Source organism: Amycolatopsis sp. cg5, assembly GCF_041346955.1.
In the GTDB taxonomy this organism is placed as follows: domain Bacteria; phylum Actinomycetota; class Actinomycetes; order Mycobacteriales; family Pseudonocardiaceae; genus Amycolatopsis.
Genome location: NZ_CP166849.1, coordinates 5762284 through 5778190, shown reverse-complemented (window position 1 = coordinate 5778190; position 15907 = coordinate 5762284). Strand labels below are relative to the sequence as shown.

Genomic DNA, 15907 nt, shown 5'->3' with positions numbered 1-15907 from the left:
CGCCAAGCAGTGTGCCCTGTTGCTCTCAGTTAACAAAGCGGGGCGGGTCCATCGGCGTTGATGGACCCGCCCGCTCACGCGGTCGTAAATCAGTGACCAAGGAGGTCAGTGGGCGCGTCGACCGCGTGCGGCAGGGCGTCGTGGACGGGAGAGGCCACGTCGCCGAGAGGGCTGTGCGAAACGGTGTCGGTCACGGTGTGCGTGACGTCGGTGTGCGGGAGCGGGTTGGCGACCGGCAGGTGCGGCAGGTCGACGGGCAGGTGCGGGACCTGGGGGAGGTCGACCGGCAGGTGCGGGAGCTGCGGCAGGTCGGTGGGCAGGCCCGCGGGGACACCCGGGACGGCCGGCAGCGCGCCGGCGTCGGGGATCGGGGCGTTCGCGATCTGGTCGGTCACCGCGTGGGTGCCCTCGTGGATCTGGTGCTCGACCTGACCGCCCGCCGGGGCGATGTGGTCGGCGGCGGGGACGCCGGTGCGGGTCAGGTACTCGCCGAGGGTGGTGGCGCTGTCGCCGGTGACGTCACCGAAGGCGTCGCCGCCGCCCGCGACGTAGCTGGCGATGGTGCCGGCGGAGACCTTGTCCAGCGCGCCGTCGAGCTGACCGGCCGGGTCGGCGGGCAGGTCGAAGCGGGGGTCGGCCGGCGCGTTCGGGATGGTCGGCACGGCGGGGACACCCGGGAAGGCGGGCACGCCAGGCAGGCTCGGCACGGCGGGGACGGCCGGGATGCCGAAGTCGGCGAAGTCGCCGCCGGTCTCCAGGCCGAAGTCACCGGCGGGGCTGGTGAGCGAGCCGCCCGCGGCGTAGCCGGTGGTGTCGGCGATGAGGCTGGCCTCGTAGTCGCCGACGGGGGAGGCGCCGTGCACGCCGCCACCGAAGGAACCGGCGTCCGCGGTGTCGACCTTGGGCAGCGAGCCCGCCTTGGCGACGGCGGTGAGCTGGTCGATGACCGAGCCGCTGTCGGTGCCGACGGGCAGGTTCACGCCGGCCGGGGCGTAGTCGAGGACCAGCGGGACGACCTCCTGGACATCCTGCGGGGTGACGTCGTGCAGGCCGGCGCCGGCGAGCGCGGCGGACGGGTCGGCGCCGAAGGCGGACCGGGCCACGTCGTCCGTGAGCAGGTTGTACACGAAGTCGTGCAGGGTGGTCGGCTGCTGAATCACCGGGGAATCTCCTTGTTCGTCCTTGAGCTTGCCGCAACGTTAGGGATCTTGACCTCCGGTGGCATCGGGGAACGTCCCCGTATCCGTCCGGCCGATCGGGGATTGCTCCGTTAGGGGATTAGGGGATTCACCCCCGGGGAAGGACTTTGGTAGGAAGGGGAACCTTCTACTGGCCCATTCGGAGGATTCGCGCGTGCCCTATGTCGTCGGGATCGATCTCGGCCACACCCGCACCACGGCGGCGGTGTGCAGGCGTGCGCAGGGCACCTGGGGCGAACCGGACGTCGTCGCGTTCGAGGGCGGCGCGCGCTGGTTCGAGTCCGTGCTGCATGTCGGGCGTGACGGGTCTTCGCTGATCGGGCAGGACGCGCTGCGCCGCGCCGTCGCCGAGCCGGACGGCCTGGCCAGGGGATTCATGAGCCGCGTCGGCGATGACGTCCCCATGCTCGTCGGCGGTGCGCGGTACCCGGCCGAGCTGCTGGCCGCGACGCTCGCGGGCTGGGTGGTCGACGAGGTCGCCGATCTCGAAGGCGGCCCGGCCGACCGGATCGTGCTGACCCATCCGCCCGGCTGGGGGCCGCATCGGCGCTCTGTGCTGCACGCGTCGCTGGAAGCAGCGGGCCTGCCTGGGGTTTTGCTGCTGCCGAGCCCGATCGCTGCCGCCGAAAGCCCGCTCGTGCGCGAGGCCGTCGACGTCGGATCCGTGCTGGCGGCCTGCCGTCTCGGCGGTGAGCACGTCGAATCGGCGATCCTGCGGCGGAATCCGGCGGGCTTCGAGATCTTGACGCATGTCGACGGCTCGGCGTCGGGTGCGGGCGCGCGGCTCGACGACCTGCTGTTCGACTATGTTCTCGAGACGGCCGGAGTCGAGGCCACGGAGACCGTCGGCCTGCGAGCCGCCTGCCGGGAAGCGAAGGAACGGTTGTCACTGGCGCCGGAGGTTTCGGTTTCACTGGGCGCGCTGGGTGAGATGCCGTTGACCCGCGCGGAGTTCGAGCATCTCGCGCGGCCGGTGCTGGCCACCGCGATCGAACGGCTGTGCCGCGTCGCCACCCCGCTGCCCGCCGCCGTCGCGCTGGTCGGCGGCAGCGCGCGCGTTCCGCTGGTCACCGACCTCGCGCAGGACAAGTTCGGGTGCCCGGTGATCGTCGACCCCGATCCCGGCACGGCCGTCTGCCGGGGCGCCGCGCTCGCCGCGCGTCCCCGGATGGCGCCGCAGCCGGAAATCGCGGCGCCTGTCCGTCAGGAAGTGGCCGTCTTCGACGACGAGCCCGAGCCGCCGCCGCGCCCGCCGGTCGAGATCACCCCGCTCGAACCGCCGAAGCGTTTCGTGCTGCCTGGCCGCAAGTCGGGCGGCCGCGATGACTGAGCTGATCCTCGACGAACCGACCAGACGCCTGTGCGCGGCGATCGCCGACGGCTCGCTCGCGCCGGTCCGGCTCGCCGTCGTCGCACCGGGGGAGTACGGCAAGACCGCGTTGCTCGACCACCTCGGAAGTCTGTGCGACAGCACGAAAATCCGGCTCGTCGACGACGCGCACCTGCTCGGCGACGACGAGCTGGCGGCGCTGGGCGAACTGGCTTCCGACGAGAGCATGGGGCTGGTCGTCGCGGCGAGGCCACGGCCGCGTCCCGCCGGGCTGACCGAGCTGCTCGGGCGGATGCGTGGCCAGATCGTGCTGCGCCCGTTCGACCTGCGTCAGGTGGAGCAGGTGGTGGGTGCCGAACGGGCGGCCGCCGTGCACGCGCGGACCGGTGGGGTGCCCGGCCTGGTGACGCGCCGGGATGTCGCGGAACTGGGCCACAGTCTCGACCACTCCGACCCGGCCACGCTGCGCCTGCTGACCGCGATCGAGGCCGGTGCCGATTTCGAACTGCTCACCGAGGATTTCGACGACGTCGCCGGGCAGATCGAGCTGGCCAGGGCGACCGGGCTGCTGGGCCAGGACGGCGCACTGCTGCCGATCGCGGTCACCGCGCTGCGCGCGGTCGTGCCCGTCGAACAACGCGACGCGGTCCGCCGAAGACTGGCCGAGCTGAGCCTCCTGCGCGGCGGCCCGCTGCTGCCACTGGCCCGGAATTGGCTGGACGATGGGCTTTCCGGCACCTACTGCGCGGGTTTCTTCACCTCCGCCGCCGGCGAGGCGCTGGCCGCCGAACCGGCTTTGGCGGCCCGGCTGTACAGCGCGGCCGTCGACGCGGGCACACCCGCCGGTGAGATCGGCGCACGCTGGGCCGAGGCCGCGGCCCGCTCCGGTGACCTGGAGACGGCGTTGCGCCTGGCCGATCAGACCGTCGCGAATCGTGAAGCCGAGGAGCGCCGCGGCGCGGCTGGCGTCGCCGCCGTCGCGTTGGCGCACCGGGGAAGTCTCGACCGCAGCGCGGAGCTGCACCGCTGGGCCAAGGTGGGCTCGTTCGCCGCGATCGGGTTCTTCGGAACCGGCAGGCGGGCCGAGGCGCTCGCGCAGCTCGGCGGGTCCGATGAGGACGCTCCGCCCACCTTGCTGTCCGGCGCGATCGACGCCATGGCAAGGGGAATCGCCGAGTCGGTCACCGGATCACCGGCCGTCGCTTTGTCTACTTTGGTCTCCGCCGCCGAACTGCTGGAGCCTGTCGGAGACTCCGTGCTGCTGCCGGACACCCCGGCGGCGCTGGCCGCGATCGTCGCACTCCACAGTGGAGAGTTGTCGATCGCCGAGCCGGTGCTCACCCGAGCGCTCGCTTCCGGATCCGGTGGTGCGATCCTCGTCCCACGGCACCGGTTGCTGCTGGCCTGGATCGCGATGGTGCGCGGCGACCTGACGCTCGCCGAGGAACGTCTCGCGGCGGCCGGTGCCAGCCTGGAACCTCGCGATTGGCTCATGTCGGTCGCGCTGGAGGTCGGGCTCGCCCGCCGCCGCAGCGATCTCACCGCGCTGCGCCAAATCTGGGGCCAGGCCTGCGAAGCCGTCATCCGGCAGCGCGTCGACCTGTTCACCTTGCTCGCGTTCGGCGAGTTCGAAGTGGCCGCCGCGCGCCTCGGCGACGAGGCCCGCATCGCCCCGCATCTGAAGCAGGCGCGGGATTTGGTGACCGCGCTCGGCGACCCTCCACTGTGGTCGGCGCCGTTGCACTGGAGCGGCCTGCACGCGGCGATCCTGGCCGAGCACCCCGCCGAGGCCGAGCAGCACGTGGCGGCGCTCGGCGACTTCCCGCCCGCGTTGTCGGCGGCGGCCGGCAGCTGGCTGCGCGTGTTGCGCGGCGACGTCGACGCCGTGGAGGTCGAGGCGGCCGCACGCGGCCTGCACGCGGCCGGGCTCTGGTGGGACGGCGCGCGCCTGGCCGGGCAGGCGGCGATCCGCACCTCCGACCGCAAAGCCATGGTGATGCTGCTGGATTGCGCGCGTGCGCTGCGCGGCGACCCGGAACCCGAGTCCACAGAGGACACCGTCGCCCCGAAGCTGAGCGACCGCGAGATCGAGGTCGCGGAACTGGTGCTGGACGGCCTGACCTACAAGCAGATCGGCGAGCGCCTGTTCATCTCGGCCAAGACGGTCGAGCACCACATGGCCCGCATGCGCCAGCGCCTGGGCGCCTCCACCCGCAGCGACCTCCTCTCGCACCTGCGCGAGCTCCTGACCCGCTGACAACCCGGGATAAAGCGGGCTTTACTCCGCGAAGTTTCGCGGGCTTTATCCCCGGGAGTAAAGCCCGCTTTATCCCGGGTTCACGGCCACGGGGCGCTCGAAGAAGGACTCGAGCACCACGATCGTCTGGGTCCCCGTGACGCCCTCGATCGAGAAGAGGCGTCGCAGCGCGGCCTGGAGTTCCTCGGTCGTGGCCGTGCGCACCTTGACCAGCAGCGACGCCGGGCCCGCGATCACGTGCGCCTCCACCACCTCCGGCAACGCCTCGAGCGCGGTCTTCGTGGGGGAGTCGCCCATCCACGCGCCTGCTTCGACGAGGACGAACGCCATCACCCCGCGCCCCACCGCGGCGGGATCGACGTCGACCGTGGTCCGCCGGATCACGCCCTGGTCCCGCAGCTTCCGGACGCGCTCGTGCGCCGCGCCCGCCGACAAGCCGACGGCCTGTCCCAGCGCCGCATACGCCTGAGTCGCGTCTCGCTGCAACTCCGTGAGCAGATTGCGATCCACCTCATCCATCGCTTGACCATATCAGGTTCTGCGATGCAGTCTGAGTGCAGAACACCATTCAGGGGAGGATGAGACATGGACATGGTCAAAACCGACTTCCAGCTGCTCGACGAGCGCTTCGCCCGCGTCAACGGCGACGAGTGGATGCAGCGCCTGCACACCGGCTGCCGCTGGACCGAGGGCCCGGCGTACTTCCCGGCCGGGCGCTACCTGGTGTTCAGCGACATCCCGAACGACCGCACCCTGCGCTGGGACGAGACGACCGGCCAGGTCGGCGTCTTCCGGCAGCCGTCGGGTCACGCGAACGGCCACACTGTCGACCGGCAGGGCAGGCTGATCAGCTGCGAGCAGGGCAACCGCCGCGTCACCCGCACTGAGCACGACGGAGCAATCACGGTGCTCGCCGAGCACTACCTCGGCAAGAAACTCAACAGCCCCAACGATGTCGTCGAGCACTCCGACGGCTCGATCTGGTTCACCGACCCGAGCTACGGCATCGACAGCGACTACGAGGGCCACCAGGCCGAGAGCGAGATCGGCGCCTGCAACGTCTACCGCGCCGACCCCGACGGCTCCGTGACCATGGTCGCCGACGACTTCAGCAGGCCCAACGGCCTCGCCTTCTCCGCCGACGAGCGCAAGCTCTACATCGCCGACACCCGCCAGGATCCCAGCCACCTCAGGGTTTTCGACGTCGAAGGCACCCGTCTCACCGGCGGCGCGATCTTCGGCGCCTGCGACGACGGCCGCTTCGACGGCGTGCGCGTCGACGCGAAGGGCAACGTCTGGGCGGCCGCGCACGATGGGCTGCACTGTTTCGCGCCTGACGGGACGTTGATCGGCAAGCTGCGGATGCCCGAGATCTGCTCGAACTTCACCTTTGGCGGAGCGCGCCGCAACGAGCTCTTCATCACCGCTTCGAGCTCGCTCTACACGCTGCGTGTCACCGTGAACGGCGCCCGGTATCCGTGAGACCGGACACCAACCGGAAAACCCGTGGACGCGGCCCCGTACACTGATCGCGTGGACATCCTCTTGGAGTAGCTCCGTGCCGATCATGACGATCGGCTCGTTGAAGCTGTCCACCTCCACCCCCACTTCTGGGAGTTCCCTTGATCACGGCCACGGGCCTTGAGCTGCGTGCTGGCTCGCGCATCCTCCTGTCCGACACCACACTCCGCATCCAGCAGGGCGACCGGATCGGCCTCGTCGGCCGCAACGGCGCCGGCAAGACCACCTCGCTGAAGGTGCTCGCCGGTGAAGGCGAGGCGCACGCCGGCGAGGTCCGGCGCACCGGCGAACTCGGCTACCTGCCGCAGGATCCTCGCGAAGGTGATCTTTCGGTCACCGCGAAGGACCGGGTGCTCTCCGCGCGCGGGCTCGACATCTTGGTGCGGGACATGGAAAAGGCGCAGACCGCCATGTCCGAGCTCGTCGACGAGGCGCAGCGGGACAAGGTCGTCCGCAAGTACAGCAGGCTCGAAGAACGCTTCGCCGCGCTCGGCGGGTACGCGGCCGAGAGCGAGGCCGCGCGAATCTGCTCGAACCTCGGCCTCGCCGATCGGATTCTTTCGCAGACGTTGCAGACGCTCTCGGGTGGTCAGCGCCGTCGCGTCGAACTCGCGCGGATCCTGTTCGCCGCCGCGGAAGCGGGCGCTGGCGGCAAGTCGGAGACGATCTTGCTGCTCGACGAGCCGACCAACCACCTCGACGCCGACTCCATCACCTGGCTGCGCGGGTTCCTCAAGTCGCACGACGGTGGCCTGGTCGTGATCAGCCACGATGTCGACCTGCTCGCCGACGTGGTCAACAAGGTCTGGTTCCTCGACGCCACGCGCGGGGAACTGGACAACTACAACATGTCCTGGCAGCGCTATCTCGACGCGCGCGCCACCGACGAGAAGCGCAGGCGCCGTGAGCGCGCCAACGCCGAAAAGAAGGCGTCGGCGTTGCAGCAGCAGGCCGCGAAGCTCGGTGCGAAGGCGACGAAGGCGGTCGCCGCGAAGAACATGGCACGTCGTGCGAACCAGATGCTGGCGAACCTCGACGAGCAGCGCGTGGCCGACAAGGTCGCCCGTATCCGCTTCCCCGACCCGGCTCCGTGCGGGAAAACGCCGCTCACCGCCGAAGGACTTTCGAAATCCTACGGTTCGTTGGAAATTTTCACCGGAGTCGACCTCGCCATCGACCGCGGTTCGAAGGTCGTCGTTCTGGGATTGAACGGCGCCGGCAAGACCACGCTCTTGCGCTTGCTCGGCGGAATGGAAACGCCGGATACCGGCGCCATGGTTCCAGGTCACGGTATGCGGTTGGGTTATTACGCACAGGAACACGAAACGCTCGACCACGAAGCGAGTGTGTGGGAGAACATCCGCCATGCCGCGCCCGACACCGGCGCGCAGGAATTGCGGAACCTGCTCGGCTCGTTCATGTTCACCGGTGAGCAGCTCGACCAGCCCGCCGGGACGCTGTCCGGCGGCGAGAAGACGAGGCTCGCGCTCGCCGGCCTGGTCTCCAGCGCTGCCAACGTGTTGCTGCTCGACGAACCGACCAACAACCTCGATCCCGCCAGCCGTGAACAGGTTCTCGACGCGCTGCGGAGCTTCACCGGAGCCGTCGTGCTCGTCACGCACGACCCCGGTGCGGTGCAAGCACTCGAACCGGAGCGAGTGATCCTCTTGCCCGACGGCACGGAGGATCATTGGTCGGACGATTACCTCGAACTTGTCCAGCTTGCGTGATCGATACGGCCATTCGGGTGCTTGGCGATGCCGCCAGAAGCACTGGAATGGCCCAATGTGATCGCAATTCCGGCAGTTTTATGCCTGTCGTATGGCATTCCGGCGCTCAGTGTTCGATCATTGCCCCGGCAGGGGCTGATTGTGGCCCAGAACACTCTCACGGCGGAAGGCGGATCGACGTGGCCGATCTGAAGAAAGGCGCACGGATCACCGGCAACACTCGCGACAAACTGGCCGCTGACCTGAAGAAGAAGTACGAAAAAGGGTCGAGCATCCGGGCTCTCGCCGAGTCGACCGGCCGTTCCTACGGTTTCGTGCACCGCGTGCTCTCGGAGTCAGGCGTCCAGTTGCGTGGGCGAGGTGGCGCCACCCGGGTCAAGAAGAAGTAGCTGACGCTGCTTGCGGGAGGGGAGCGGGGGGCTCTTCCATCTCGCGAAACACGAGCATGGCGCCCAGCAGCACGAGCGGGTAGACGAGGTACCCGTATCGTGTCGCGGGCGTGAGAAGTGTGAAGGCGCCGAGTCCGGCGGCGATGCGCAGTACTGCGTCGGAGCCGACCGCGGGGGGCCGGCGTACCAACCACACGAGGATCGCGGCAGCGGCCGCGGCGAGCAGCAGGAAGCTCATCGCCTTGCCTACTTGGCCTAGGTTGGCGATCAAATGCCCTGGCAGGGGGCTTGCCGCAGGCGAGGTCACCGCACCGAACCCGAACGGGAACCGGATCGTGTGCTCGATGAAGGCACGCGGGTTCACCAGGAACACGGGCACGTTCGCCACCGCCGTGACGGCGACGAAGGTGAGTGAAAACGCTCCGAGAGACCGTTTTCCCAAGCGCTTCAGAACAAGAAACGCCAGTACGACGAGCGCCGGTGCGACGATCACCTTGGCGCTGACCACAAGCGCGAGCACCAGTCCTGATAGGACAGGCTTGTCGCGCGCCGCGAGCGCGCAGGAGAGGATCAGCAACCCGGCGATGGCCAGGTCCGGACCGGCGACGGCCCACGTCAACGCGGTCAGCGGGCAGGCGAGCGCCAGTTGCGCGCCGCGCACGGGGATCTTTGGCCACTTGAGCAAGCGAAGCGTTGCCAGCACACAGAGAACGGCCACCAGCGCGAACACCAGCCGCGCGTCGGTGAGCGCGTCCCGTAGCGGGCTTCCGCCGAACAGCGCCCGTGGCAGGCCGAACAACGCCATCACCGGCTCGTAGGGCGTGTAGTCGTTGATCTCGGGCGCGCGGCCGAGCGTGGTGATGTCGACGTACGGCGTGCCCTGGTCGAGGAACAGCCGCGCGGACCGCTCGATCACCCACACCTCGGGCTGCGCGGCCCAGGAGTTCGGCGTGATCAGCCAGTCCACTCCGGTGAGCCGCCGCACGACGAGCACGCCGAGCGGGATCACCATGGCGAACGCGCCGATCGAGCCGATGCCGACCCAGCGGGACCACGCTTTTTCTTGCATAGGCTTCGCAAGCAGCCATCCCGTGTAGACGGCGGCGATGCCATAGCCGACCGACGCGAAATTGCCCCATATGCGATAGCCGTAGAACTCCGAAGCGAGCGCCGTAGGTAAGGCGAAGGCAAAACAGCCCAGATAGAACGCCAGGTCGATGCCCAGCGCCCGGCGGTCCGTGCCGACGCCCTCGGTCAGCGTCCGCATTTCCCGTACCTCCGATTTTTCCGCTGTCGACCCGCTGACCAGCAGGTTACCGAGCGCGCCCGAACCAGGTCGCCTCGGTGCGGGAAACAGGCGTACGGTTCGGGAAGATTTCGGTAGGCCCCCGCGTTGTCCAGGCAATATGCGGAAAAAAGTTAGAGCTTAGTAGAGATTTGGGGATGGTATGGACAACACCTGGTCGCTGATGAGCTCGGCGATGAAGGAGAAGCCGAGGGCGCTGGCGCGTGGTACGACGCGCCGCGTCGCGCGGTTCGCCAAGCCGCACTGGCGCAGGCTCGCGGTGTTCCTGGTCCTCACCGTGATCTCCGCGGTGCTCGCGGTCACCACACCGGTACTGGCAGGCAAGGTCGTCGACGCCATCATCGCCGGGCACGACACCGGGCTGGTGATCACGCTCGCGCTGGTGATCGCGGCGCTCGCGATCTCCGACACCGGGCTGGGACTGGCCGAACGCTGGCAGTCGGCGCGGATCGGCGAGGGCCTGATCCTCGACCTGCGGCGCGCGGTGTTCGAGCACGTGCAGAAGATGCCGGTCGCGTTCTTCACCAGGACCCGCACCGGCGCGCTGGTCAGCAGGCTGAACAACGACGTGATCGGCGCGCAGCGCACGTTCACCGCGACGCTGTCCGGCCTGGTGACCAATGTGATCCAGCTGGCGCTCTCGCTCGCGGTGATGATGACTCTGTCGTGGCAGGTCACCGCGCTCGCGCTGATCCTGCTGCCGGTCTTCGTCCTGCCAGCCAGGCGGATGGGCCGCCGGATGGCCGCGCTGCAGCGCGAATCCGCCAACCTCAACGCGGGCATGACCACGCAGATGACCGAGCGCTTCTCCGCGCCGGGTGCGACACTGGTCAAACTGTTCGGCCGCCCGGTGGCCGAGGCCGACGACTTCGCCGCGCGCGCCGGTCGTGTCCGCGACATCGGCGTCCGGACCGCGATGCTCACCCGCTGGTTCCTCAGCAGCCTGACCCTGGTGTCCGCGCTGGCGCAGGCGCTGGTCTACGGACTCGGCGGCTGGCTCGCGCTGAAGGGCGAACTCGCTCCGGGAACCGTTGTGGCGCTTGCCCTTCTGCTCACCCGGCTTTACTCTCCGCTGACCGCCCTGGCCAACGTCCGGGTCGACGTGATGACCGCGCTGGTGTCGTTCGAGCGCGTCTTCGAGGTGCTCGACCTCGACCCGATGATCAAGGAGAAGGCCGACCCGGCGCGCGTGCCCGACGGCGGTGTCTCGGTCGAGTTCGAAGATGTCCGGTTCGGCTACCCGGCTGCGGACAAGTACTCGTTGGCATCGCTGGAAGACGTGTCCACCTTGGACCACCGAGGCGGCGAAGAGGTGCTGCACGGCATCAGCTTCCGCGCCGAGGCCGGTCAGCTGATCGCACTGGTCGGCTCCTCCGGCGCCGGCAAGTCGACGATCGGCTCGCTGCTGCCGCGGCTCTACGACGTGGACTCCGGCTCGGTCCGGCTGTCCGATGTGGACGTTCGCGACCTGAGTTTCGAGTCGCTGCGGGAAACGGTCGGCGTGGTGACCCAGGACGGCCACCTCTTCCACGACACGATCCGCGCGAACCTGGCCTACGCGCGACCGGACGCCACGGAGGACGAGATCTGGGACGCGCTCGACCGTGCGCGCCTGGCCGAGCTGATCCGCGGCCTGCCCGACGGCTTGGAAACCCTGGTGGGGGAGCGGGGTTATCGGCTGTCTGGCGGTGAACGTCAGCGGCTGACGATCGCCCGGCTGCTTTTGGCTCAGCCTAAGGTGATCGTGCTCGACGAGGCCACCGCGCATCTCGACTCCGAGTCGGAAGCCGCTGTGGGCGAAGCGCTTTCGTCCGCCTTGGAGGGGCGGACCGCTCTGGTGATCGCGCACCGCCTGTCCACGATCCGCGCCGCCGACCAGATCCTGGTCCTGGAGCACGGCGAGATCGTGGAACGCGGCACCCACGAAGAACTGCTCGCCCTGGAAGGCCGTTACGCCGGGCTGTACCACACGCAGTTCGACGAGGAACCCGCCGCGGCATAAGGAGTCGTGAGTGGTACGGCCGGTTCTAACCGGTCATACCACTCACGAGTCCTTGAGTGAGGCGAAGACGGCGGCCACGAGGGCCATCTTGCGTGGGTCGTCGCGCAGGAGCGGGCCCATCTGGTTCATCGTGTAGCCGAAGGAGATCCCGGCCTCGGGGTCCGCGCCGCCCGTGGACCCGCCGAAACCGTCGTGGCCGAACGCACGCGGGTTGGGGCCGAACGCTTTCTCCTCGCTCCCGAGGTAGAACCCCAGCGCCCACTCGTTGCCGAGACCGCCGACGAGGTCGACCTCGCGGCCCTGGCCGGTGCGCGCGACCTCGAGCGCCTGCGCGGACAACAACGACCCGTCGATCAGCGCGCCGTACAAGGACGCGATCGCGCGGGCGGTGGCGTGGCCGTTGGCGGCGGGGATCTGGGCGGACCGCCACGCCGGGTCGTTCGCGTGGTGGCCCTCGATGCGCGGGTTGACCAGCGCGGCGAGCGCGATCGGGCCGGCGTTGGCGAAGGCCGTCGCGAGTGCGCTGGCGGCCTCCGAGGTCATGACCGGCTCGACCATCTCCGAGCAACGGCCGTGCTCGGACGAGGGGAGTCCGATGTGGAAGTCGAGGCCGAGCGGCCCGGCGACGTTCTCCTGGAAGTACGTGCCGACCGGCTGGCCGGTGATCCGGCGGATGACCTCGCCGACCATGAAACCGAACGACATCGCCTGGTAGCCGCTCGCCGTGCCCGGCTCGAAGTGCGGGGCCTGCGTGGCCAGCAGCCCGGTCATCGCGTCCCAGTCGAGCACGGTCTCGATGCCGATCGGCCGGTCGAGGCCGACGCCGGTCACCCCGGAGCGGTGCGACAACAGCCACCGCACCGGGATGTCCTGCTTGCCTGCGGCCGCGAACTCCGGCCAGTAGCGGGCGACGGGCGCGTCGAGGTCCAGCAGCCCGCGCTCGGCGAGCTGGTGCGCGCAGACCGCGACCGCGCCCTTCGTGGTGGACCAGACGTTGGTCAGCGTGTCCGCCGCCCATGGCCTGGTCCGGCCCGCGTCCGCCCACCCCGCCCACAGGTCGACGACCGGCTCGCCGTGGCGGGTCACCGCGAACGCGGCGCCCAGTTCCCCCCTGGCTCGGAAGTTCTCCTCGAAGGCCCGGCGAACCGGCTCGAAGCCGGCGGCGCATTCGCCGTGTATCTGGACTGTGAGGGTCTGGTTCGCCATGGGGGCGCTCCCTTGGTCAGCGTTGCCGCGAGGACACCGACTGGTCGGTATGTCGTAGCATGTGAGCCGCTGTGACCGAAGTCAAGGAGCACTACCAGCTGGAGCCGTGCGGCTACGCTAAGGCGGGAATCCTTGGCACGTAACGCGAAAGCAGTGAAACGTTGGCGGCGTCGCCGCCTTCGACGTTGGAGCTTCGCCACAGTGGCACGTCGACGCCCGCCTCCGTTCCGAGGTCCAGCACACGGGTCAGCACCAGGTTCCAGAGATAGGCGTTGACCACAGTGGACAGCGGGGCGGTGACCGGTGACTCGGCCGGATAGCTGGAGTCGCCGACCCGGACGCCGGTGTCGATCACGACCGTGCCCTCCGCGGCCAGCGTCGAGGACGACCGCTTCGGCGCCGCCGCGATGCACGCGCGCGAGGTCACCGAGATCACCGCCGCGCCGCGCTTCTTGGCGCCGATCGCCAGCTCGACCGGGTACGGGTTGACGCCGGAGGTGGAGAACACGACCAGCACGTCACCGGGGCCCGGCGGCTTCTGGTCGAGCACCTCGTCGGCCAGCCCGCTGCGGCGCTCGGTGGCGGTACTGTGCTGCGCGCCGTGCAGCGGCAGCAGCTCCGGGTGATAGAGCGGGTAGACGTTCGCCAGCCCGCCCGCGCGGTAGAAGGTCTCCGCGACCGCGGCCAGCGAGTGGCCGGCGCCCGCGCTGAACACCAGCGCGTCGGCGCGGATGGTGTCGAGGATCAGCCCGGCTGCCTCGTCGATCTGCTTCTCGTTCGTACGCTGCGCCTCGGTCAGGATCTCCGAGGCTTGGTCCCACAGTTGAGTGGCGCTCACCACACCCGCCCTTCCAGTTGACGATCAGCGCCGAATCTATCGCGCGGGAGCACGCGACAACGGGACAGAATGGCCGGGTTGGGCTGGTTGGGCGGTCTCGCTCTCAGCTGACGGGAGGAGTTCTCGGGTGAGTGACGGGCAACCGGTGGTGACGGTCCGGCGGGCGGCCGGACCGGTGCGGGCGGTGGTACTGGTGCTGCACGGCGGCGCCGAGCGCGGGCTGAGCCCGACCAAGCCGTGGCGGCTGGCGTATCTGCGGATGGTGCCGCTGGCCAAGGCGGTGCACCGGGCGGCACGCGAGCGCGGCGTCGAGGTCCGGCAGCTGCGCAACCGCGTCCGCGGCTGGAACGCGCCCGACCTCGACCCGGTCAAGGACGCCCGCTGGGCGCTGGAGCGGATCCACGCCGACCACCCCGGCGTGCCGGTCATCCTCATCGGTCACTCGATGGGGGGACGGGTGGCGTTCCGCGTCGCCGACGACCCGGCCGTGGTGGCCGTCTGCGGCCTCGCGCCGTGGACACCGGCCCGTGAGCCGGTCGCGGCGCTCGACGGGCGGACCGTGCTCATCGTGCACGGCACCAGCGACCGGATGACCGACCCGGCCGAGTCCTTCTTCTACGCGGGACGCGCGCAGCCGGGCGCGAGCAGGCTCGCCCGGTTCGAGGTGGCCGCCGAAGGCCACGCGATGCTGCGCCGGGCGAGTGTCTGGACCAGGCTGGTGGTGGCCTTCGTGCTCGACGTCGTATCGGGTGAATCCGGCGACGAGACATTGGCCTCGGCCTGGACCAAGCCGGCGCCGGAGCGGCTGCGAATCCCGGTGTGAACCGCCGGGCTGGAATACCATGGGGTATCGGCGGACCGAGGTTGGGAGGAAAGTGCCTTGACCACGTCGAGCGTTGACCGGAACGCGCGCCGGGAGTCCGAAGAGGACCGTTGGCCGGGACTGGCGGACGCGCCGCGGTCGGCGATGCGGGCCCGTATCGCCGAAAGCCTGTTCCGCCGCGCCGTGCGCCCGTTGGACGTGCGCGTCGTCTATCCGGGCGGTGAGGTGCTGGGCTCGGGCGGGCCGGACGCGCCCGAGATGCGGCTGCACCGGCCGTCGGCGTTCTTCCACCGGCTCGGGGTCGACGCGAAGATCGGCTTCGGCGAGTCCTATATGGCCGGTGACTGGAGTTCCGACCGGCTGGCCGAGCTGCTCACCCCGTTCGCCGCGCGGATGGCGACGCTGATTCCGCCTACCCTGCAACGGTTCCGGCGGTTCGTCGACCGGCGGCATCCGGCGGGCGAGCGCAACACCGTCGAGGGCGCGCGGTCGAACATCCACCGCCACTACGACCTTTCCAACGACCTGTTCGCCGCCTTCCTCGACGAGACGATGATGTACTCGTCGGCCTTGTTCGGCCCGGACGACGACCTTTCCGCCGCGCAGCACCGCAAGATCGACAGCGTGCTCGACTACGCGGGCGTGCGTGACGGCAGCGACGTGCTCGAGATCGGCACCGGCTGGGGCGAACTCGCGATCCGCGCGGCGCGGCGCGGCGCACGCGTGACTTCGCTGACCATCTCGGAGGAGCAGCGGGCGCTGGCGACCAAGCGGATCGCCGAAGCCGGGCTGAGCGACCGGATCGACGTCCGGCTCTGCGACTACCGCCACTCCGAAGGCGAGTACGACGCCGTGGTGAGCGTCGAGATGATCGAAGCGGTCGGCGCCGACTACTGGCCGACGTTCTACGCCACGATCGGGCAGCGGCTGCGGCCGGGCGGGCGGTTCGGGCTGCAGGCCATCACCATGAACCACGAGCGGATGCTGGCGAGCGCGGCGTCGTACACCTGGGTGCACAAGTACATCTTCCCCGGCGGGCTGATCCCGTCGGTCGGCTCGATCGAGCAGGGACTCGCCGAGCACGCCCAGCTCACCGTGCAGGGACTGCGCGAGTTCGGGCAGGACTACGCGCACACGCTGAAACTGTGGCGCGAGCGGTTCACCCAGCGGTGGTCGGAGATCGCCGATCATGGCTTCGACGAGGTGTTCCGCCGCATGTGGGAGTTCTATCTCGCCTACTCGGAGGCCGGTTTCCGCTCGGGGTATCTCAAGGTGCACCAGTTTGGGTTCGCCCGATAACGGGCAA

At 69.6% G+C, this 15907-nt stretch carries 13 protein-coding genes; 8 read left to right on the top strand and 5 right to left on the bottom strand.

Annotated features, from left to right (window positions below; all coding sequences use genetic code 11):
• Positions 1-89: 89 nt before the first annotated feature.
• Positions 90-1160, bottom strand: coding sequence for an IniB N-terminal domain-containing protein (locus tag AB5J62_RS25535; RefSeq protein WP_370942468.1), 1071 nt, complete (start codon positions 1158-1160; stop codon positions 90-92).
• A 193-nt stretch (positions 1161-1353) separates the two neighbouring features.
• Between AB5J62_RS25535 and AB5J62_RS25530 the strand changes: the two genes are divergently transcribed.
• Both AB5J62_RS25530 and AB5J62_RS25525 read left to right on the top strand, forming a co-directional pair.
• Complete coding sequence (locus AB5J62_RS25530; protein ID WP_370942467.1) at positions 1354-2529, top strand: Hsp70 family protein; 1176 nt, start codon at positions 1354-1356, stop codon at positions 2527-2529.
• The gene (locus tag AB5J62_RS25525) at positions 2522-4786 is read left to right on the top strand and encodes a LuxR C-terminal-related transcriptional regulator (protein ID WP_370942466.1); all 2265 of its coding nucleotides are present in this window, start codon (positions 2522-2524) and stop codon (positions 4784-4786) included. The genes AB5J62_RS25530 and AB5J62_RS25525 overlap by 8 nt, the downstream gene beginning before the upstream one ends.
• A 69-nt stretch (positions 4787-4855) precedes the next feature.
• Here AB5J62_RS25525 and AB5J62_RS25520 read toward each other — a convergent pair whose 3' ends face one another.
• On the bottom strand, positions 4856-5305 hold the full coding sequence (locus AB5J62_RS25520; RefSeq protein WP_370942465.1) for an Lrp/AsnC family transcriptional regulator: 450 nt from the start codon (positions 5303-5305) through the stop codon (positions 4856-4858).
• A 66-nt stretch (positions 5306-5371) separates the two neighbouring features.
• On the opposite strand from AB5J62_RS25520, the gene AB5J62_RS25515 reads away from it, so the two are divergent.
• The 3 genes from AB5J62_RS25515 (at position 5372) to AB5J62_RS25505 (ending at position 8426) form a co-directional block, all read left to right on the top strand.
• Positions 5372-6268 carry an SMP-30/gluconolactonase/LRE family protein gene (locus AB5J62_RS25515; RefSeq protein ID WP_370942464.1) on the top strand — a complete coding sequence of 299 codons (897 nt, stop codon included), beginning with the start codon at positions 5372-5374 and terminating at the stop codon, positions 6266-6268.
• A gap of 140 nt (positions 6269-6408) precedes the next feature.
• Positions 6409-8037 (top strand): ABC-F family ATP-binding cassette domain-containing protein, encoded by a 1629-nt coding sequence (locus AB5J62_RS25510; protein ID WP_370942463.1) that lies wholly within the window; start codon positions 6409-6411, stop codon positions 8035-8037.
• Positions 8038-8216: 179 nt separating this feature from the next.
• Positions 8217-8426, top strand: a complete 210-nt coding sequence (locus AB5J62_RS25505; protein WP_003071237.1) for a helix-turn-helix domain-containing protein — start codon at positions 8217-8219, stop codon at positions 8424-8426.
• Here the strand turns inward: AB5J62_RS25505 and AB5J62_RS25500 are convergent.
• Positions 8413-9693, bottom strand: coding sequence for a glycosyltransferase family 87 protein (locus tag AB5J62_RS25500; protein ID WP_370942462.1), 1281 nt, complete (start codon positions 9691-9693; stop codon positions 8413-8415). The two genes, AB5J62_RS25505 and AB5J62_RS25500, sit on opposite strands and share 14 nt — an antisense overlap.
• A 181-nt stretch (positions 9694-9874) precedes the next feature.
• Here AB5J62_RS25500 and AB5J62_RS25495 point away from each other — a divergent pair, with 181 nt between their 5' ends.
• Positions 9875-11734 (top strand): ABC transporter ATP-binding protein, encoded by a 1860-nt coding sequence (locus AB5J62_RS25495; RefSeq protein ID WP_370942461.1) that lies wholly within the window; start codon positions 9875-9877, stop codon positions 11732-11734.
• A gap of 42 nt (positions 11735-11776) precedes the next feature.
• Here AB5J62_RS25495 and AB5J62_RS25490 read toward each other — a convergent pair whose 3' ends face one another.
• Both AB5J62_RS25490 and AB5J62_RS25485 read right to left on the bottom strand, forming a co-directional pair.
• Positions 11777-12940 (bottom strand): serine hydrolase domain-containing protein, encoded by a 1164-nt coding sequence (locus AB5J62_RS25490; protein ID WP_370942460.1) that lies wholly within the window; start codon positions 12938-12940, stop codon positions 11777-11779.
• 112 nt (positions 12941-13052) lie between these two features.
• Positions 13053-13781 (bottom strand): SIS domain-containing protein, encoded by a 729-nt coding sequence (locus AB5J62_RS25485; RefSeq protein WP_370942459.1) that lies wholly within the window; start codon positions 13779-13781, stop codon positions 13053-13055.
• Between the two features lie 124 nt (positions 13782-13905).
• Between AB5J62_RS25485 and AB5J62_RS25480 the strand changes: the two genes are divergently transcribed.
• Entirely contained in the window at positions 13906-14601 is a 696-nt protein-coding gene (locus AB5J62_RS25480) for an alpha/beta hydrolase (protein WP_370942458.1), read from the top strand.
• Positions 14602-14658: 57 nt separating this feature from the next.
• Complete coding sequence (locus tag AB5J62_RS25475) at positions 14659-15900, top strand: class I SAM-dependent methyltransferase (protein WP_370942457.1); 1242 nt, start codon at positions 14659-14661, stop codon at positions 15898-15900.
• The last annotated feature ends 7 nt before the right edge of the window (positions 15901-15907 follow it).